The 19,656-nt window shown below is 47.9% G+C and carries 14 protein-coding genes; 7 read left to right on the top strand and 7 right to left on the bottom strand.

From position 1 onward, the window contains the following. The first annotated feature begins 121 nt into the window (after positions 1 to 121). Both ACN4EG_RS20500 and ACN4EG_RS20495 read left to right on the top strand, forming a co-directional pair. Positions 122 to 2,800: a chloride channel protein gene (locus ACN4EG_RS20500; protein ID WP_431632049.1), complete on the top strand. Its 2,679-nt coding sequence runs from the start codon at positions 122 to 124 to the stop codon at positions 2,798 to 2,800. A 205-nt stretch (positions 2,801 to 3,005) separates the two neighbouring features. Further along, a complete protein-coding gene (locus ACN4EG_RS20495; RefSeq protein ID WP_431632048.1) occupies positions 3,006 to 3,809 on the top strand; it encodes a prohibitin family protein in 804 nt (267 codons plus the stop codon). A gap of 48 nt (positions 3,810 to 3,857) precedes the next feature. Here ACN4EG_RS20495 and ACN4EG_RS20490 read toward each other — a convergent pair whose 3' ends face one another. Then, a complete protein-coding gene (locus tag ACN4EG_RS20490) occupies positions 3,858 to 5,294 on the bottom strand; it encodes a RecQ family ATP-dependent DNA helicase (RefSeq protein ID WP_431632047.1) in 1,437 nt (478 codons plus the stop codon). A 331-nt stretch (positions 5,295 to 5,625) separates the two neighbouring features. Between ACN4EG_RS20490 and ACN4EG_RS20485 the strand changes: the two genes are divergently transcribed. Then, positions 5,626 to 6,459 (top strand): cytochrome P450 family protein, encoded by an 834-nt coding sequence (locus ACN4EG_RS20485; RefSeq protein WP_431632046.1) that lies wholly within the window; start codon positions 5,626 to 5,628, stop codon positions 6,457 to 6,459. A 202-nt stretch (positions 6,460 to 6,661) separates the two neighbouring features. Here the strand turns inward: ACN4EG_RS20485 and ACN4EG_RS20480 are convergent, their stop codons facing one another. Further along, complete coding sequence (locus tag ACN4EG_RS20480) at positions 6,662 to 9,904, bottom strand: CHAT domain-containing protein (protein WP_431632045.1); 3,243 nt, start codon at positions 9,902 to 9,904, stop codon at positions 6,662 to 6,664. A gap of 558 nt (positions 9,905 to 10,462) precedes the next feature. Here ACN4EG_RS20480 and ACN4EG_RS20475 point away from each other — a divergent pair. The 4 genes from ACN4EG_RS20475 to ACN4EG_RS20460 all read left to right on the top strand — a co-directional run bounded on the left by ACN4EG_RS20475 (position 10,463) and on the right by ACN4EG_RS20460 (position 14,300). After that, entirely contained in the window at positions 10,463 to 10,954 is a 492-nt protein-coding gene (locus ACN4EG_RS20475; RefSeq protein WP_431632044.1) for a DUF2141 domain-containing protein, read from the top strand. Positions 10,955 to 11,145: 191 nt separating this feature from the next. Further along, positions 11,146 to 11,508: a hypothetical protein gene (locus ACN4EG_RS20470; RefSeq protein ID WP_431632043.1), complete on the top strand. Its 363-nt coding sequence runs from the start codon at positions 11,146 to 11,148 to the stop codon at positions 11,506 to 11,508. A 683-nt stretch (positions 11,509 to 12,191) separates the two neighbouring features. Further along, positions 12,192 to 13,148: an RNA polymerase sigma factor, RpoD/SigA family gene (locus ACN4EG_RS20465; protein ID WP_431632057.1), complete on the top strand. Its 957-nt coding sequence runs from the start codon at positions 12,192 to 12,194 to the stop codon at positions 13,146 to 13,148. A gap of 174 nt (positions 13,149 to 13,322) precedes the next feature. Next, positions 13,323 to 14,300 carry an ATP adenylyltransferase family protein gene (locus ACN4EG_RS20460; RefSeq protein WP_431632042.1) on the top strand — a complete coding sequence of 326 codons (978 nt, stop codon included), beginning with the start codon at positions 13,323 to 13,325 and terminating at the stop codon, positions 14,298 to 14,300. A gap of 59 nt (positions 14,301 to 14,359) precedes the next feature. On the opposite strand, the gene crtB is transcribed toward ACN4EG_RS20460, so the two are convergent. From crtB to ACN4EG_RS20435, 5 genes are all read right to left on the bottom strand, one after another. Next, positions 14,360 to 15,262, bottom strand: coding sequence for a cyanoexosortase B (gene crtB, locus ACN4EG_RS20455; RefSeq protein ID WP_431632041.1), 903 nt, complete (start codon positions 15,260 to 15,262; stop codon positions 14,360 to 14,362). A 163-nt stretch (positions 15,263 to 15,425) separates the two neighbouring features. Continuing rightward, a complete protein-coding gene (locus tag ACN4EG_RS20450) occupies positions 15,426 to 16,613 on the bottom strand; it encodes a DegT/DnrJ/EryC1/StrS family aminotransferase (RefSeq protein WP_431632040.1) in 1,188 nt (395 codons plus the stop codon). A 535-nt stretch (positions 16,614 to 17,148) separates the two neighbouring features. Continuing rightward, complete coding sequence (locus ACN4EG_RS20445) at positions 17,149 to 17,412, bottom strand: hypothetical protein (protein WP_431632039.1); 264 nt, start codon at positions 17,410 to 17,412, stop codon at positions 17,149 to 17,151. 225 nt (positions 17,413 to 17,637) lie between these two features. Continuing rightward, positions 17,638 to 17,814: a hypothetical protein gene (locus ACN4EG_RS20440; RefSeq protein ID WP_431632038.1), complete on the bottom strand. Its 177-nt coding sequence runs from the start codon at positions 17,812 to 17,814 to the stop codon at positions 17,638 to 17,640. A gap of 209 nt (positions 17,815 to 18,023) precedes the next feature. After that, positions 18,024 to 19,022, bottom strand: coding sequence for a glycosyltransferase family 2 protein (locus ACN4EG_RS20435; RefSeq protein WP_431632037.1), 999 nt, complete (start codon positions 19,020 to 19,022; stop codon positions 18,024 to 18,026). Positions 19,023 to 19,656 lie beyond the last annotated feature (634 nt).

Genomic DNA, 19,656 nt, shown 5'->3' with positions numbered 1-19,656 from the left:
GTTTGTAGCACAGTGGTTGGAAGAATCCAGCCACTTTTTCTTTTGCAGTTTTTTCGTCTAGCTTCGGAAACTCCTGAGAAAATTAAAAACACATCCCTACCTCAGTCTCGGAGTATTGATCATGGCGGATCCCTGGCTTCGATCGCAGTTCTCCTCACTTTTATCAGCATGGCGAAAAATTAATCTCAACCGTCTTCAGCAAAAAATTCGTCCACGCCAGATGGCGATCGTAGAAGCGGGGTTAATTGGAGTCATTTCCGGTCTGGCTGCGGTCTGCCTCAAACAGGGAGTCGGCTTACTAGGTAGCGGTCGGCTACAAATGGCAGCACTGTATCCCGACTGGCTAATTTTGCCCTTAATTGGCGGAATTGGAGGATTTCTCGCAGGCTACACGATCGAACGCTTTGCCCCTGAAGCGGCGGGAAGCGGTATCCCCCAAGTCAAAGCAGCCCTTGGCTATATCCCCATTACTCTCAATGCCCGAGTTGCTTTGGTGAAACTGACCAGCACTTTAATTTCCCTGGGTTCCGGCCTTACCCTCGGTCGCCAAGGCCCCACGGTACAAATAGGAGCCGCGATCGCGGGGCAACTCAGCCAATGGCTTCCCACCTCCCCCGATCACCGTCGGCAATTGCTGGCCGCAGGAGCCGCCGCAGGACTAGCCGCAGGCTTCAACGCCCCGATCGCAGGCGTCTTATTCGTCATCGAAGAACTGCTCCAAGATGTCTCCGGACTCACACTGGGGACGGCTATTTTAGCCTCCTTCATTGGGGCGGTGGTGTCTCGGGTTCTAGGGGGCGAAGAATTGCCACTAACGCCCAATTTAATGGATATTTATCCCTATTTTTCAGTATCCACCATTCCCCTATTAATGGTATTAGGCGCGATCGCAGGAATCTTGGGAATTAGTTTAATCCAGGGGATTTTATTGGGCCTGCGGTTAAATCGTCGTCTCCATCTAGGACTACCTTGGCGCATCGGCTTAGCAGGGTTATTATCTGGAGCTTTAGTCTCAATTCTCCCCACCATTCTCCGCAATAATGCAAGTTTGCAATCTGTCTGGATTACCAGTGAATTCCATTGGCAAATGATCCTGCTGATTTTTATCGCCAAATTTGTTCTAACGCTGATCGCCTTTGGTTCCGGTGCACCGGGCGGATTATTTGCCCCCTCTCTTGTCCTAGGATCGGCACTGGGATACCTTGTGATCTACGGTGCCCTAGGTCTCCAAAACACCCTAGGCATTCCCTTAGGGATTGACAGTGGCGTGAGCTATACCACGACCTTTGCTTTAGCAGGAATGGCCGCTTTTTTTAGTGCGGTGACCCGTGGCCCAATTACTGCGATCGTGATTGTTTTTGAAATGACAACTGATTTCGATTTAGTATTGCCCCTCATGATCGCATCAGTATCCTCCTATCTAGTAGCAGAAGCAATTTCCAGTGGTTCTATTTATAAATATGTTTTGGCTTGGAATGGCATTCACCTTAAGCCCTTACAACAGATGGAATCTCGGTTAGCGGGCCTAACAGCAGCGGATATTATGCAGCGGCGGGTGGAGACGTTATCCAGTCAGATGTCATTGACGGAAGTCACCCAAGCCTTCGCCCGATCGCACCATCGCGGATTCCCGGTTATCGATGACGGACAATTAATCGGCATTGTCACCCAAACGGATCTGGCTAAAATCAGTCAGCAAAAATTAGAGGAATCTTTGCCGCTGAGTACCATCATGACATTACAACCCGTGACGGTGCGGCCCCACGATCCCTTACCGCAGGTGTTATTCTGGCTCGATCGCTATAAACTCAGTCGCTTACCCGTAGTCGATCGCTACAAACTAGTGGGCATCATCACCCGAGCCGACATTATCCGCGCTGAAACCGATCGCCTCAGCGGCAAAACCGAAGCCGTTGGCCCGCAACCAGAACCCTCCTACGTGGTCTACCAAACCCGCGATCCCGCCGTCGGTCAGGGCCGTTTACTCGTGCCCATCGCCAATCCCAAAACCGCCGGGCCCCTACTGCAAATGGCAGCCGCGATCGCCAAAAGTCGGCGTTACGAATTGGAATGTTTACAGGTGATTCCCGTCAGCCGCCTGCGCTCTCCGGCGGAAACCGCTGTGTCCACGGCCACTAGCCGCCGTTTACTGAAACAAACCAATCAACTCCGCCGAGAATGGCAGATTCCGATTCACACCCAAATTCGCGTCACCCATGACGTGTCCCAAGCAATTCTGGAAGCGATCCAGAAACGCCATATTGATATGGTATTGATGGGTTGGAAAGGAGTAACCGATGCACCCGATCGCATTTTTGGAAGCGTTGTGGATACGATTATTCGTCAAGCTGATTGTCGTGTGATTTTAGTCAAATTTCCCTTGCAAAATTCACAATTGCCAGTTCCTGCTTTCGATCGTTGGCTAGTACCGACTGCGGGCGGCGGTAACTCCCACGATGCGATTCAATTGTTACCATTTCTGAGCAAACTCTCTGAACAACCTGAAATTCGGCTATGTTATGTCTCACGACCTCAGCAATCCATCGGATCTTTTCCAGACCTAAATAAAGAGGCTAATTATCTCAAAAGTCGAACCTCGGCAACGGTAATACCCATTACAGTATGTTCAGATTCAGTATCAGATGCGATCGTTGATTTAGCAGATAAAAATCAATGTGATGTCATTATGTTAGGTGCAACAAGGGAAGGATTGCTGCAACAAGTGATGAGTGGCAATATTCCAGAAGAGATTGCCCGTCGATCGAACTGTACCGTGATTTTAGTTCGAAGTGTTATTTAACGCCGCTCTAGGGATTGGGTTAACGCTAGGTTAACAAAAACACAAGAATTCAATTCGATTCTACGGAATAATCTATAAAATTGAGTGAGTATCACCAGACCAAGCAATTTTCGGTATAAATAACTAAGAATAGATTGGCAAGGTATGTCATTTTAGAGCCATGTCTCTCCGTTCACATTTGTCCTGAAATAGTTTCAAAATAATTATGATCAATCGTCCTCGCACTTATTTATCGATCGCAGGTATTTCTGCTTTAAGTTTGTTGGGTGTGATTGCGTTGCTTCGCTGTGTTTCTGTGGTGCCTGCGGGTCATGTTGGCGTGGTGGATACCTTTGGGCAGGTGTCTCCTAAAGTGTTGCAGCCAGGATTGCATTTGAAAAATCCCTTATCCAAAGTCATTCATCTCTCGGTGCAAACCCAAGAAATCAAAGAAACCACCCAAGCTCCGTCTAAGGAAGGGTTGATGCTGGAAATGGATGTCAGTATTCTCTATCGCCTTGACCCAAACCAAGCCAGCCAGGTCTATCAAACCATTGGCACCAATTATCAAGAAGTGGTGGTTTTACCTCAGACTCGATCGCTGATCCGCAACACAACTGCTCGCTACAATGCCCAAGAACTTTACACCACGCAGCGGCAAGCCTTAACTACCCAACTCCGCACAGATTTAAACAATACCTTAGTCAATCGCGGCATTGTCATTGAAGATACGCCCCTGCGCAATGTGACCTTACCCGAAAACCTCCGCCAAAGTGTGGAAGCTAAACTGCAAGCGGATCAGGAAACCCAACGGATGCAATTTATTCTGGCCAAGGAGAAGCAGGAAGCCGAACGGAAACGCATTGAAGCCCAAGGCCAAGCGGATGCTCAAAAAATTCTATCCCAAGGGCTGAGTGAACCTGTCCTGAAATTCCGTCAAATTGAGGCCATGCAACGGTTAGCGGACTCGAAAAACTCCAAAGTCATCGTTCTAGGTGGTGATGGCAAAAATATTCTTCTCCAACCTTGATGATGGTTAAGTTGATCATTTCAGTGATTTTTTATGGCTCCTAGCGTATTAGCGAGTTTGACACCGATCGCAGTGGCCGCAGGCCCAATTATCCGGTTGCTCAAACCCAAACGCAGTCAGTAAAAACTTCCAGCGACATCCTTTTGTTTGAAGATAAGCCGCAATTTCCGGTTTCCTTTGACTAGAGACCGATTTGAACGATCGCGGGTTTGTTAACTCGTAATGAAACGGATCACACCAGTGCAAACCGCCCGCCGCTTGCAGAATAGACAATGCAACATCTGCTTGGGGATATTGCTGAAATAAATCCGGTGCAGCCCCTTCAGAGGGAATGTGTTTCAGCAATCGCTTGGCTTGATTAGTCTGTTTCTCTAACTGTTGTTGAAAATATTGCCAGCGTTGTCGATCGCTACCATCGAGCCATCCCGTCGGTTCACTGGCCAGCAAGAGCGCTGTTGCTGCTTTGCCATCCCGTCCCGCCCGCCCCACCTCTTGGATATACTCACTCAGTAACAAAGGTGCGTGAAAATGGGCCACCCAGCGCACATTGGGCTTATTCACCCCCATCCCAAAGGCATTCGTACACACCACAAACTGCAAGCGATCGGTCAACCAAGCCTGTTCAATCTTCCGCCGCTCCTGGGCCGCCAAACCCGCATGGTAAGACGCTGTTGCATAGCCCGATCGCTGTAATTCCGCTGCCAGTTCTTCGCTATCCTGCCGCGTGCGCACATACACTAAACCTGCCGCTGGCGATTGCTGTTGAATAAACGCCCACAGTTGTTTTCGCCGCCCCCGAGGGGTCATGACCCATTGAATTTGCAACTTTAAATTCGATCGATAGGGATTGAGTTTGAACAACGCTGGATTTCGTAGACGTAAAATACGCTGAATCGTCGCTTGGTCATCAGGATTTGCTGTTGCTGTGAAGGCTGCAACATTGATACACGTCCCACTCGGTTTCACCGCTTGCAAGGCATCCCGCACCGCACCTAGGCGAAAGTAGGCCGGTCGAAAGGTTTCTCCCCACTGCGCTACACAATGGGCCTCATCCAGCACAAGGGAACTAATGGACAAGTCCGGATGGCTCAACCGTTCCCAAACGGGTGGACTCAGCAACGTTTCTGGCGATAAATAGAGCAATTTCAGCGATCGTCGCTCTAGCCCCAGCAAAACCTGACGTCGTTGTTCTCGGCTCAGTTGACTGTGTAGCAACCCTACGGGGACTTTTTTATCCTGTAACTCCTGCACTTGATTCTCCATCAAAGCGACCAATGGAGAAATTACCAAGGTAAGACCGGGACGCAACAACGCCGGAATCTGAAAACACAACGACTTGCCCCCGCCTGTTGGCATCAGAATCAATGCATCCTGTCCCTGCACTAGCGATCGAACAATGGCCTCCTGCGGCTCACGAAAACGATCGTAACCCCAAATGGCTTTGAGGACAGCGTGGGGATTGGTTGCACGGGTTTGAAACTGCATTGTCTAGCAACAATTGTGAGAATGGTTAGATACATCATTTAGGACATTACCCGCTAGCATTCCCACAACTGATTCAAAATACACCTTTTAGAGATACCAATCTCCTCATTAGAGAGATCACTCCCTTAGGGTGTCCAACGCAGACGTCCTAGACTGTTAATTCGTACACCGCGTTCAATCGCAGACTCATTCACGCTATAAATCAACCCAGCGCCGTCTAGATTCCTCGCTCTCACGGGATAACGACGCTCGTCCCGATCTCGTCTAGCAATGTCGCCATCGCCCACTGTTATAAAATACAATTGTACTGTTAATTTGACAGAGATCGCCCATGACACAAACGCCCCATGACCAGTTAGCCAAACAGTATCTAGAGGAATTTCTCGCACCGTTTGGGGTCGTGCAACGGCAGTACGAAGTGCCGGGGGAAACGAAGTTTGTCGATGTCTGGTTTGTGCCACGACAGACGGAGTTGCTGACGGCAGACTTGGGACTGCTGGGGCAAATGGTGCAAAAGCCTTGTCTATTTGAGCCATATCGCAATGTGCCGAGTCGAACGGAGGTGCGGGTATCAGTGATGAAGTTGGTCTGGGTACAGGAGGATGAACGACGTCAAGCTCAGAAGGATGAATTATCAGAGGATGAACTGCCGTTGCTCTGGATTTTGGCGGCAAAGACCTCTAAACCGCTACTCCAAGATGCCAATGTCATGACTAAACCCGGTTGGATTGCGGGAGTTTACTTTACGGCCAATCTATTCAAAACGGCGATCGTCGCCATTGACCAATTGCCAGAGTCCGAGGATACCCTGTGGTTACGGGTGTTAGGGCAGGGGAAAACGCAAGAACGAGCGATTCGTGAAGTTTTGGCTTTGCCTGCTTCTCATCCTCGACGTAATACAATTTTGCGATTGCTCGCTTCGTGGCGCGTTAGAATTGATTTGGGTGAATTAACTGATTTTAATGATCAGGAGGAACTGATGGCTCTATCGGAAGCATTTTTAACTTGGGAAAAAGAAAAAGAAGCCCAAGGTGAACAGAAAGAGCGGCAGACGATCGCACTCAATATGCTCCGAAAAAGTATGCCACTAGAAACGATCGCTGAAGTCACAGGGCTGACGATCGAACAACTCCAGTTACTTCAAACCCAGGCTGAACAAAATTAAAGAACAATCGCTTGTTCTGAGAAATGGAGTCATTGGAGATCATACCCTCGATCGCTTCGTTCGCATCGGCTCAATCACCCCATTCACATTGGCATCATTCGGTTCATCATCACTCGTGTCATAGAGTGTTCTTTTCGCACACACTCACCCAGTACTTCCTCTTTTCTCTGCGTCAGTCCTAGGGATGACTAGCGATGCTGTGCTAAAAGCCCCGACCAACCAGCGTAAAAGCCGCCCAGTGATAAGGCGCTTTATATTTTTGCTTCGTTTCCAACATCGCTTGCCGTAGGGCTTGGGCTTTGTAATTTAAATTCGACTGATTTGCCGCCGTTGGGCGCAGGGCTTGCAAATTACGGTAGAACGATCGCATCAAATCCGCCGTTGAGTTGTCCGACACCGCCCACAGGGAAACCACGACACTGGGCACCCCTGCCGCAATTAACGATCGAGACAGCCCTACCACACCATCCCCCGTAATCCGTCCGCGCCCCGTATCACAGGCACTCAACACCACGAGATCTGCTGAAAGTGAAAAATTTTCATTTAACATTTCATCGGTGGTTAACAGTCCATCATTGACTTGCTGGGGGTAATCCGGTGCGAGGGCAATCGCTCCTGGAAAATCCCGTTGGTATAAATCATCTAACAAGCCATGGGTCGCAAAGTGGATGATGGAAGCTTTGGGCAAGCGTTTTAACACTTCAGATTTGCGGGCTTGGGCACCAATTAAGGGCTGGGTGTTGAGAATTTGCCCGATCGCCTTGGCTTCCGTTTCCGCCCCAGGCAACGCCTCCAATACTTCGGTGGAACCATCTGCAACTTGGATTTTCGGCATCGCGGGATTACCAACGACAATAGCGCCTGTGCTGGGTTGAGCAGATTTCTGCAACGTGAGGGTTAGATCCAGGGTTTGAATGGAGGGTGCAGTCAGTAAGGTATGTTTCTCAATCAGCGATCGATTTTGCTCATCTTGGAGGGCTGCAAAGGGAATCGTAAACAAAAATCCTTGGGGAATGATAATGACCGATGTATTTTCATCTTTTGGTAATTGATCTTGAATCGGTTCAATCAATATCCGGTGTAAGATTTTTAAAATATCTTCGGAATCCTGTCTGAAATTATTGACAGCGACCACTTTAATACCGCTACGACCCCGTGCACCCAGTAATTGACGACTGCCGAGAATTAAATCATTTAACTTGAGTTTCTCATTTTGCCAGAGGGGCCGAATGTCGGATTGCCGGAAGGTAACCACTCCCTCCGGTGAAACCACCCAAATATAAACATAGGCATCACCATATTCAGAATTGGGGCTCTTGTCTAAATCATCAGAAATAATCGAATAGGACACTAATGTTGCATTAAGGGCCTTGGCGGTTTGCTTCATTTGCGCGATCGTGGGAGGAGCAATTTCCGGTGTATTTTTCCCTTGGTGTTTTCGTGCAACTAATTCAATAAGTGCCCTGGCCCTGCCGCGCTCTGCCGTCTCTAGGGCCATTTCTGGACGTTGATCGGCGACTAAAACCTGTTGCAGTAATCGATAGCTGATTCGTTGCCGCTCAAAGAGTGAAATCTTATAGCGATCGCTGCTTTTGTAATTATCAGTTTGGTTCAATTCAGCCCGCTGCACCTCCCAAATACCAATGCTATCTTTCAAGGCTTTTTCAGCAGCTGCAAATTGTTTGAGCCGAAATAGGGAATGACCTAAATTAGTGAGTGCCACGCCCTGTTCTCGTAAGTCACCAGTTTTGACAGCAATTTCAACACTTTGCTGGAACAGGGTCGCAGCCTGCTGATAGTTACGTTGGTCAAAATAATTCGTGGCTAAATTTCCCCGTGCTTTACCCGCTAGTCCAATGTGGTTAACACTCTCCGCCAATTCCAAAGCTTGCTGGAAATAGGGAGTACTTTTTACCAAATCAACCCGACGATAGGCCAACCCCAGATCTAAAAGCGTGGTGGTTTCTTCGATCGGATCTTTTAATTCCCGTGCAATTTTGAGGCAAGCTTCTGCATACTGGATCGCTTTTTCATAATTTTGTGTAGCGCGATAAATAATACCAATACTGCCTAAGTTCACCCCTTCAATTTGACGATTCCCCAGCTTCCGCGCCAATTCTAGGGATTGGAAATGATGCTCCAAGGCAAGGCGATATTGCCCGAGCCCGTAGTAAATCGTTCCTAGATTGTTCAGCTCTAGGGCTTCAACGCTTTGATCACCCAGTTGTTTAGCGCGTTCCCGACTTCCTTGCATATATTCGATCGCCTTGAGATGCTCGCCCAACTGGGAATACAACACCCCCAACTGACTCATCAAATTCTGCTCCTGAGCTAAGTTTTTTTGTTTTTTAGCCTCCTGTAATCCCGTTTCAAACAGCATTAACGCCTTTTGAGAATTGCCAGTATTGAGATAGAAAATCCCCAAGTTGGTCAACGCACTAACTCGAATGGCACTATTCCCAATTTCTTCAGCAATCATGCGACCTTGGTTGAGCTGTTCGATCGCGATCTGATTCTGCCCTAAATCATGGTTGGCCGCCCCTAGTTGTACCAGCACCCTTGCCTCATCAACCCGCGATTTCAGACTACGGTGTAGAAGCAAAGCAGGCTGCAAATATTCCACAGCCTTAGCGGCCTCACCTGCTTCGTTAAACGTAATCCCAATGCTGGTTAAAACATCGGCTTCCCCTTGAATGTCTTTTTGTTGGCGAACCAGTTGCAAACTTTTTTGAAAGGCTTCGATCGCCTGCTTGCGCTGTCCCATGGCACTGTACGATCGGCCCAAACCATTCCAAGCAAACCCCTGCCACTTGAAGTCTTTGAGCACAACAAAAACATCCAAACTGCGCTGATAGTAGGCGATCGCATCCCGATAGTTCCGTTGCTGTTCGTAAAGCCTACCAATACTCCGGAGAATGACGCCTTCGCCTAACCGATCCTGCACCTGTTGCTTAAATTCCAAACTTTTTTGCAATGCGGGAATTGCTTTGTCAAGTTGCCCCGCATCGCGGTAGGTAAAGCCCAACGCAGCCCAGAGCCGCCCCAATTCCTCAGGACTGCCATCCGGTTCAATCAATGCCTTGGCCCGATCGTAGTAGCGCAGGGCCGATGGATAATCTTTCAAACTTTTATAGGCATTGCCCAAACCCAGTAATGCAATTTTTTGGGTCGCTCGATCGTGAGTCGTTTGAGCCTGCTGCAAAATCTGCTGCCAAAGGGCGATCGCCTCTTTGAATTTTCCCTCAGCCTGCAATTGTTCCGCCTGCTTAATTAACAGATGGCTAGGTTGCTCAGTCTGAGTACTGGAACTTTCTACAGCCAGTCCCCCTAAGATCGCGCCGGGGGCAATCACACTCCCCACGATCGATAAAGGGATCACAACAGCACTGAGACTGGCTACCATCCGTTGGAGTTGTGGAGCAGCCTGCATCGGGAAATCAACCATGGGAACCTCTCGTCCTACAATGAAGTGTAACCATACGGCATGTAGCGATATAGTTCTTACTTCTAGCAGTTTCTGCAGTTTCCCGATCGAAGAAAATCCTTCGACCAGTACTACCCGACAACTCAGCTAGATGCAAATTAACCTTGAAGGGAAATCAACACCTTACTTGGGGTCTAGAATGGGGACTAACTCAAAAAATACTCTATGGGTAGTAATTTAAATCCCCCTCAAGCATCTCCAGAAGCACCATCTGTTCCATGGGTCTCAACGCCAATTGGGGCAAAATCCCAGGCAATATCGGCGCTAACGACCATCACGCTAAAGACCTATGAGGCTTCAACCGAGCACCGCCTCCATCAGACCAATGCAAATTGAGCCTCTGGATACAACCCAATCAGCCTCTGGATACAATCCACCGAATCTCTACGACACACCGATGACATCGTTTTGTCACAAGTATTACTATGCGGGAAAGATTTGTATCTGCTATTGTGAGGAACGATTTCGCGACTAAACGATTTCGCAACTATTGGTTTTGCTTACCTGAAGGAGTTCAGCTTGAAAAAGTCACCTGTCTGCACGATCGCCTTGTCCGTGGGGACACTCCTATTGCCGTTCTGCACAGTGGTTCCAGCCAGCTATGCCCAGCGAATCAACGCAGTTCAAGCCAATAGTGAGCTAGTGGTTGAGATTGATGGCTTGAAAAATCAAAAGGGTCAGGTTTGTCTCAGCCTGTTTTCTAGCAGCAAAGGATTTCCTAGTAATGGGAATCAAGCCATTCGGAGTCAATGTGCCAAAATCACGAACGACACCCCCCGGATTTCCTTTAATAACTTACGGGCTGGCAGCTACGCCGTGGCCGTATTACATGATGCCAATTCTGACAACCAACTCAACCGCAATGCCTTTGGCATTCCCACAGAAGGGTTTGGGTTTTCCCGCAATCCTGCCATTCGAGCGGGTGCCCCCAAATTTTCAGAAGCAGCCGTTGTCGTAGCAGGACCAAACACGTCCCTCCAGGTTCAGATGAAGTATCTGTTCGGCAATTAAGGGGGTTTCCGTAGCTTGGGAACCCAGTTAAGGCTTCCTTGGCTCACCGTTTGAGATTGTATAAATTCAGATCATGTCCTCAGAAAAAGAGTAATTTATTAGTTGAATCGTCAGCGGATGATCCGGGATTTCTGTGATACCGACGATATCCGTAATATCCCCAAAATACTAGTTCATTTTGAGGTAGTTGCATGAATCGGCTTCTCCTAAATCTGTTTTCACTGCCAACTTTAGTTGGATCCTCATTCTGCTGGTTGGTGGCTTCACCTGCCCATGCATTTCAAGTCTCCGATCCTGATAAACATGCCACTGAACCCCAGCTCTGTGTGTTTTCCAATCACAGCCGCTTTAATTTAATCTGCGATCGCACCAGCAGATTAAAACAAGCTCCCCAGATTCAACCGATCGACCAAGCGATGGATCCGATAAATTCTCCTTACGAATTTAAGTTTACCGATGAGGAGAGCAACGCGGCAATTGCACTGTTTGGTTGCGACTGTATATTGTGTATTAACTCTCTCCGTAACTTGAGAACCATGGCAGCGGCAGGCTAAGACGCTAATGTTGCCTATGGTTGGCATCAACTTACATTAAGTTCTTTGACACGGGCAGGGAGGAACGTATTAAAATACACAGGACAAAGAATAAATAAAGTTGGATTTTGTACTGCGGAATGCAGTTTTAACCGATCGAAATCGGTAACATAAAGATTATTGAAAATTTCAGTTTGCTTTAGATATCTTGTTCATTTGTTATACATGTTTCTGGGTTTCGCAAGCTCCTTGCTTTCCTTAGCTTGTTATAGTTCTAGTCTGTTGTTTGTTCAATTTCCTTTTGCTGTTTCGTCCTCCCCTATGAATAGGGAGCCTCTAGTTTTCACAGATACTGCCGAGAGTGATTGACAAGCCTCTCAACCAAAAATTCAGCTTGCTGAATCTAGCTAGGTGGATGCTTTGGTGCATTGGCAGCCAGTATTTCGTGGTTCTAGTGTTCCTTAGACTAAGGTGTTCCCTAGATAAGGTATTCCCCAGATAAGGTATTGCCTAGACAAGGTTTAAGTAGCGCCTAACGGAATAGGGCATGTGGTTCCAACAAATTTTACATTTGGATTTTGCATTGTCTGTTCAGGTAGGAGCTGTAAATCTTGAATCTGTAGTATCTGCCCAGATCTCGCTGTTTCAGCGTTACTTGGTTTAGCAGTTTTTGTTTTGCTCTTCCTCCGGAAATTTAGCCCATGATGAAGTTGGACTCATCTAAAACTGATTCAATTCGTTGGTACCTGCGTGAGATTGGTCGAGTGCCTCTGCTAACTCACGAGCAGGAAATTGTTTATGGCAAGCAAGTGCGCCAGCTAGCGGATGTAAATGATGTTCTTAAACATTTAGAAGACCAGTTAGGCTATCCACCAAGTTCATCGGAATGGGCTGCTGCCGCTGGTCTTCCCGAAACCGAGTTGAATCAAGTTGTAGCCGATGGTGAACTGGCAAAACGACGGATGGTGGAAGCCAATCTGCGACTGGTAGTTTCCGTCGCTAAAAAATATCAAAAGCGCAATGTGGATCTAATGGATCTGATCCAGGAAGGCACGATCGGCATGCAGCGGGGAGTTGAAAAATTCGATCCCAGCAAAGGCTACCGTTTCAGTACCTACGCCTACTGGTGGATTCGGCAGGCCATCACCCGTGCGATCGCCGAAAAAAGTCGTTCCATTCGGCTACCGATCCACATTACGGAAAAGCTCAATAAGATTAAAAAAACCCAGCGGGAACTCTGTCAGCAGTTGGGTCGTGCAGCCACTCCCTTGGAACTGGCCCAAGCGTTGGATCTCCCCCAGCAACAAGTGCGTGAGTATCTTCAACACGCCCGAACTCCGCTCTCTTTGGACTTGCGGGTTGGCGATAACCAGGATACTGAACTGGGCGAACTCCTTGAGGATCAAGGATTACTGCCGGAAGATTTTGCGGCTCAACATTCCCTGCGTCAGGACATTGAATGCATGATGGCTGATCTGACGCCCCAGCAGCGGGAAGTGCTGACCCTGCGGTTTGGTCTGACGGATGGCCAATCGATGACTCTCTCTAAAATTGGCGATCGGTTGAACATCAGTCGAGAACGGGTGCGCCAAATTGAGCGGGAGGCGTTGAGTAAACTGCGCAAACGGAAAGGTCGCATTGCAGGTTACCTGGCCAGTTAGGCTTGGCCAGTTAGGCTCCAGCGTTCCTGTTTGTGACGGTCAAGGCTGCGTGAATGTTACGTTTGTGAGTGCTAAGTTTAAGTTCTGTGGCGAGGGTGCTGACATCAAGTTGGCACCCTTTTCTCTGCGATAACGGGTATTGTGATTGAACGTGATTGATGGACTGGTGAATTGATGATGAATCCTTCTGAACGGGTTAACCCAACTTATCCCATCTATGAAGCGGGGACACTCTGGCAGCGCATTGTTGATCGCACCCAATCGGCCCTTGCTTGCGGGGCACTGCAATCGATCGCGACCACCTATGAAATTGTGGATCAGGCTGGAATTCCTTTTTTAGTCCGTGTTTTAGCCAACCTCGATCGCAAAACAGCCGCGAAGAAAGAGCAGGATCGCAAATCACGCTTGGGCGTAGAGTTTAATCCGTTTTTGCCCTACGAACCCACCTTATATGTCGCTGATCTATCACCCACCCATATTTGCCTATTAAATAAGTTCAATGTCGTCGATCACCATATTTTGCTCATTACCCGCGAGTTTGAAGAACAGGATGCATTATTGACGCGGCCAGATTTTGCTGCGGCCAGTCAGGTCTTAGCGGAACTTGATGGTCTAATCTTTTATAACGGGGGCAAATTGGCAGGATCAAGCCAGCGCCATAAACATTTGCAATGGCTACCGTTACCGATGTTGTCAAATGCTATCCGTATACCGATCGAGCCCTTAGTGACCACAGCTCAGGCGATCGACAGGATTGGAACCATTCCTAGCCTACCTTTTCTTCATTACATTACTCAATTTGACACGGCTCAATTTGACACGGCTCAATTGGATGCATTTCCTTCACCCGATGCCATGTCTGAACTCTATCTAGATAGTTATTTAAAACTTCTCAACGCAGCTAACCTATCCGATGAAACGAAGCAAGATCACAGTCAACACAAAGCCTACAATCTACTCCTCACCCGGCATTGGATGCTGCTGATTCCACGATCGCAGGAGAGTTTTGCCGGAATTTCAGTCAATTCCCTAGGGTTTGCAGGGGCTTTACTCGTTCGCAATTCTGACCAACTTCATCAACTCAAAACCTTAACTCCATTGACGTTACTCACTGAGGTTGGATATGCCCGCAATTACGGATTTGTAACGTAGGGGATCTGGATGAGTAGAGCTGATCTTGCTTTTATCTTGCTTCTACCTTGATTCGCCTTTTACAGCGTGGTCGATCTCGACTGGGACTCGGTCTGACGGTCAAGCATCTCTGCAAAACGTTGACTAATCAAGACCAACAACCCCAAAAGCCCTGCGGAATATAAATCTCCGCCCCAACTATCATGCAACCACTCAAATAACCCTTCCTGACCAGTCCCATGGAAAAAAGTCAGCATCGTATTCCGGATAATATTGGCTGTGGTGCTGAGGATAACCGCGATCGCCAGTAGACTGGTAACGGTCCAACGACTGGCCATGGCCCCCGTCCAGTACAACAACATCAACGCTACATACAAACTCGTAAAGAGCATTTTCAGCCCTGCACAGTAGGGCGCAACCTCCACTTGCTTACCATTCACAAAGAGATTGATACTATCGACAGTCACGTTCATCCCAAACAACTTCAGTAACAGCCCCGCGCAGCTTGCAATAAAACTCTGCAACGGTAAGGTGTAGGGTGTGATCAGGTAGGGTAATTCATTGGGGGTTGCCAAGGCAATCAACACCAGCGGAAATCCTTGTAACCGCAAGCCAGCCCAACCTTTTAAGCAGAGGGCAATACTCGTCAGCATCAACGGAAAGGATAGATTGACTAAATCCGGTAATCCCGTCAAATACAGTACACCCGTTGCACCTGCTAGCCCCAGCCCGATCGCCTGCTCCCCGACGGTTGCTTCAGGTAACTTTGACCACTTTTGACGCAGCGTCCAAGCAATATAAACCGCAAAGGGAATACCAATCAGCCCATGGCTAAAATATTCATGCTCGATGCTAATACTTTTGTTCAGCCAACCTTGGTACCAGTGCAGTAATAACGGCGTGTACATTAAGGACATCATCCCAAGTAGTGCGCCATTCACCCAAGCTGGAGATTTGGATTTCGACAGACTAGCGGTTTCCATGGTGTTCTCGATGTGATGAAGTCTAGTAAAAAGTATTCACTTAACTATAGCTATAGCCACTGTCTTGGCTACCGCTATAGTCAGCCCCGATCGAACTTCACGATCGAACTTCAGCCTATCATTGCGCAATCTGCCAGTTCTGAGTTGGGTAATCCTGCGAGGGCTAAGCCGAAATCCGCATTTCTGGTTCGATCGACAACGCATCAGCCAAAGCATTGACCACCAAATCGACTTGCATGTCCGTTAATCCTGGGTACATCGGCAATGACAGAATTTCTTCGGATAAGCGTTCTGCCACTGGGAAATCCCCCGGACGATAGCCCAAGGACTTAAAGGCCGGTTGCAGATGGCAAGGCAGCGGATAGTGGATCCCGGTTTGAATACCTTGACGATCAAGCATTTCCTGAATCAATTGGCGAGGCACGGATGTCGTTTCCCGGAGACCCGATTGTTCAGTCAGTAACCGTGTCACATAGAGGTGGTAGACATGCCCCCGTCCTGCATGATTTTGCAAGGGCAGAATGCCTAGAGAGGCCAACGGCTTGAGCCGCAGATTATAGGCGTCCGCAATATTTGCCCGCTCCCGGTTCCAACCTGCGAGATGGGGTAACTTCACTTGCAACACCGCCGCTTGTAGACTGTCTAGACGGCTATTGATACCCAATTCGGTATGGAAATATTTGCGAGGTGCCCCGTAGTTCCGGAGCGATCGTAGGGTTTGTGCCACCCTTTCATCTTGGGTCACCACCATACCGCCATCCCCCATGGCCCCTAAATTTTTGCTGGGGTAAAAGCTAAAGGCTGCGGCTTGTCCAATCGATCCAGCCCGATAGCCTTCCCGCTCTGCCAGATGAGCCTGAGCCGCATCTTCAAAGATCAGCAAATCGTAGGTGTTGGCTAAATCCAGTAATAAAGTCGGCGAGACCATTTGGCCATAGAGATGAACTGGCACGATCGCCCTTGTATTGGGTGTAATGGCATTTTCCGCCGCAATCAGATCCATTAATGCAGTTTGCGGTTCACAGTCCACCAAAACAGGCTTTGCACCTGTGCGCATGACCCCAATCAACGTGGCAACAAAGGTATTAGCGGGAAGAATTACTTCATCCCCTGGGCCAATTCCACAGGCTTGTAATCCTAGAGCGATCGCATCGGTTCCCGAGGCCACCCCGACCCCATAGGAAACTCCACAGGCACGGGCAAAGGTCGCTTCAAACTCCGCGACGACTGGCCCCAAAACATAGTCGCCCCGCTGCATGATCGTTTGAACTGCTTGAGCTAATTCTGCTTGTAGCGGCTGATGTTGAGGAGAAAGATCCACAAAGGGAACTGCAACAGAAACACTTTGCATAGCCATGGAGTAGATGGGTAGTTCAAGAAAAATCAAGGATTACTGAGAAGCCATTCATTCATCGGTTCTGGCGATCGCGAATCACAAAGCTAGAAAAGCCTATTGACTGCCCACTGAGGTCAGTGGGACGAGATCGAATGGGGTACCGAGCTAGAAAGACTGAAGCTTCCAGCAAGTAGCTACCTCATTAATCAGTCCAATAACTTTGGAACAGCTGAAGAGATGCACTAGCCTAACGGACAGATGAGATGCACGATGAGAGAGGAATGCAAAGGAAGCGCCGTCATTCAGCATCAATATTTTGAGAGCTAAAACTTGATTGCGCTTTCACAACATTTGCACTCGGGGGATATAGCTAGAGTACCCTGCTCCCCAATTAAACCTACACAGCAATTTTCCAGAACCCGATCGCAGCAATGCAAACTGCAATGCATCTAACATCCGCAATTCTACGGCTTATCTTTGATCTAGGCTTATCTTTGATCCAACAGCATTCTGAATAGGTTGGATGATTCAAAGCATATTGAAGAAAATCTTAAAATTTATAGGATTTGGCAGTGGATGAATCGCTGTGGGTGGAGGAGTTGCTGCGAGTCCCAGATGGGTTGCTGAGAGAATGGTGCGGATAGAGATAAAGCCACCGAAGCGAAAGTCCTAGTCCTAGGGTGACTAATCCCAGCAAAACTAATACCGTTTGCTCTGCCATTCCCCCCAGAATCACATTGACCGCTCCCCCCGTAAGCAACCAACCCATCAGGGGATCTTGGCGATAGATCGATCGTTGTGTAAGGCGTGCCATGGCGCTATCCAATTTTTTCTAGAGTTTCAGCCAAGTTTCAGCCAAGTTTCACTAGTTCACCCATTCCCTATCAGGCGTCTCTTTGCGCAAAGTCTATGCCATCGATTCGCTGCTTAGAGAGCCTCTCGCACAATCGATGCCAGAAAAATCGCTCAAAAAAAATGGGTAATTAGTGATCATGACTAACTACCCATTCCAGAGCTTTGCGAAGAAACCAGGGAACTTTTACGGGGAAATTAAACCCAACCAAGTCAATGCACCTTGCCCGGTGAGAAATTCGATCGCGATGGCAATAATGAAACCCAACATCGCTGCACGGCCATTCAGTCTTTCTGCGTAACCGTTAAAGCCAATCTTGGGATCTTCCAATTTGGGAACGGTCGTGGGTTGTGTTTGTGCCATATTCCAAACCTCTTTGCTTGTCTCTGCCTAGACTCGTCAGTGCCCGATCGAAGAACTTCAATGGGACTACCCGCAATGGGAAGACCTAAGGCGTCTGAATTCAGATCCATCCAGCAACACATTAGGAGTAAAGCATTACAAGTAAAATGTTACAAAATTTTACTGAACTTCTTCATTGTAGTCTAGGCTGCCATCGCTGGTGCAGCCGATCAAAGCATTTTTGCGGCTTCCCTTTTGTCAGGGGCGCTGCGAGCGATCGGTTGGAGTTTTGGAGTCAGCGCGGTTTCCAATGCTAGCAAAATATCTACGCCTAACCGTAGCAGGTCTTTGCCCAGAATCAGTCGTTCCAGCAGCGCAAGGTAACAGTGCAAGCGATCGCGCAGGCCCATCGGATGACGTTGTAAAAATCGGGCCAAGACCCAATAGAGTCGCCAAGTGGGGAAGTCCGGTTTGCCTTTTCGAGTTGGATCCCACCATTCCGTTGCTGGTAGCGGCCCCCGAAAGGGCAGACTGAACTTCTTGCGAGTTTGATGTTCTAAAGGGGTTTGCATGGATTGCTCTCCATGAATCCGATAGAAAAATAGAGCTTCTGGAATCTGCTCAAATCTGCCAAATTGACTTAAACAAGCGATAAACACAAGATCTCCATGGGCGTAGGAACCCATGATGGGAGCTTTGCGTAGGACGTCCATCCGCATCAGTCCAAAAATTTCACAACCCACATAGTTTCCTTGCATGAGAATGGCTCGCCAGCGAGTTGCAGAACGGGGTGAATCCGTTGGACGATATAGCGTATTGACATCATGAACATGGCCCTGATCGTCCACTTTAGCAGCATGGCAGTGGGCCAGAACCACCCTCGAATCTCGATCGAGAACATCTACACATTTCTCTAAAAAATCCGGTTCCAGCAAATCATCATAGGCGTGCCATTTAAAATATTTACCTGTGGCTAATTCAAAAACCCGCTGATAGTTCCAGCCGGGGCCACGATTTTCTGTTGCACGACAATAATAAATTCGATGGTCTTGAGCAGCGTAACGTTCGCAGATTGCTTGCGTTCCATCAGTTGAAGCATTATCAGAAATAATAATTTCAAAATCAGCAAATGTTTGATTTAACAACGAATCCAACGTTAGTGCTAGATAGCGTTGCCCATTGTAGACAGGAATTCCGATAGTAACACGAGGCTGATTATTAGAAATCATGTGCTTTTACCAGGTGATAGAACAACGATCGAACCCATTCCTATTACCCTTATTCTGATTAATCTTTTTTCGAACAGTCTGATGGAATCTAAAATTTATCGAATATTGATTTTGATGATTAGGCCGATCGATCAGCGATAAATTTCCAGCAATAATCGATCTGAATCAATAAAAGTTAGAAAAAACAGGTAGAACTTTTGTTTCAAAATGCTTTCGTTGGCAGACGATGGAGCGAGGCAAAAAAAAGCAATCTGTGGGCTATACACAGTGAATGCTCGTGCTCTGCTTAGATTTATAGAAATTGCGACAATCTCGATCGATCTGAGGTTGGGAGAGCCAAATTGATTAAATTTTATTATGCTATTTCTTTGAACTCTCAGCAGATTCTTATCTATCCTCCAATCAGTTTTGGCCTGCCTAATCAAATCAGAACAATCCAGAAAATCAAGCTATTGCTGAGGAATAATAGATTATCGTCCATCACTCCAAAGAGGTACGACGGATTAGCTCTAGTGGACTGTCAGTTTTCAATTTGTGGATAGAGGCGCTTCAGTCGAATCCGAGCATCGGCAGTAGTAAACTGCCAATCTACTGCCTTTTGCAATTGATTACGTTCAGTGTACCAAGCCTGGGT

This window comes from Alkalinema pantanalense CENA528, assembly GCF_050753345.1.
GTDB lineage: Bacteria > Cyanobacteriota > Cyanobacteriia > Leptolyngbyales > Leptolyngbyaceae > Alkalinema > Alkalinema pantanalense.
The sequence above is the reverse complement of the archived record's forward strand: the minus strand, read 5'-3'. Positions and strand labels throughout refer to the sequence as shown.

Excerpts from the sequence above, each read along its gene's own strand:
- ACN4EG_RS20470 (WP_431632043.1), top strand. The coding sequence starts at position 11,146 with ATGAATCGGCTTCTCCTAAATCTGTTTTCACTGCCAACTTTAGTTGGA.
- ACN4EG_RS20450 (WP_431632040.1), bottom strand. The coding sequence starts at position 16,613 with ATGCAAAGTGTTTCTGTTGCAGTTCCCTTTGTGGATCTTTCTCCTCAA.
- ACN4EG_RS20485 (WP_431632046.1), top strand. The coding sequence starts at position 5,626 with ATGACACAAACGCCCCATGACCAGTTAGCCAAACAGTATCTAGAGGAA.
- ACN4EG_RS20440 (WP_431632038.1), bottom strand. The coding sequence starts at position 17,814 with ATGGCACAAACACAACCCACGACCGTTCCCAAATTGGAAGATCCCAAG.
- ACN4EG_RS20495 (WP_431632048.1), top strand. The coding sequence starts at position 3,006 with ATGATCAATCGTCCTCGCACTTATTTATCGATCGCAGGTATTTCTGCT.
- ACN4EG_RS20460 (WP_431632042.1), top strand. The coding sequence starts at position 13,323 with ATGATGAATCCTTCTGAACGGGTTAACCCAACTTATCCCATCTATGAA.
- crtB (WP_431632041.1), bottom strand. The coding sequence starts at position 15,262 with ATGGAAACCGCTAGTCTGTCGAAATCCAAATCTCCAGCTTGGGTGAAT.
- ACN4EG_RS20480 (WP_431632045.1), bottom strand. The coding sequence starts at position 9,904 with ATGGTTGATTTCCCGATGCAGGCTGCTCCACAACTCCAACGGATGGTA.
- ACN4EG_RS20445 (WP_431632039.1), bottom strand. The coding sequence starts at position 17,412 with ATGGCACGCCTTACACAACGATCGATCTATCGCCAAGATCCCCTGATG.
- ACN4EG_RS20490 (WP_431632047.1), bottom strand. The coding sequence starts at position 5,294 with ATGCAGTTTCAAACCCGTGCAACCAATCCCCACGCTGTCCTCAAAGCC.
- ACN4EG_RS20465 (WP_431632057.1), top strand. The coding sequence starts at position 12,192 with ATGAAGTTGGACTCATCTAAAACTGATTCAATTCGTTGGTACCTGCGT.
- ACN4EG_RS20500 (WP_431632049.1), top strand. The coding sequence starts at position 122 with ATGGCGGATCCCTGGCTTCGATCGCAGTTCTCCTCACTTTTATCAGCA.
- ACN4EG_RS20435 (WP_431632037.1), bottom strand. The coding sequence starts at position 19,022 with ATGATTTCTAATAATCAGCCTCGTGTTACTATCGGAATTCCTGTCTAC.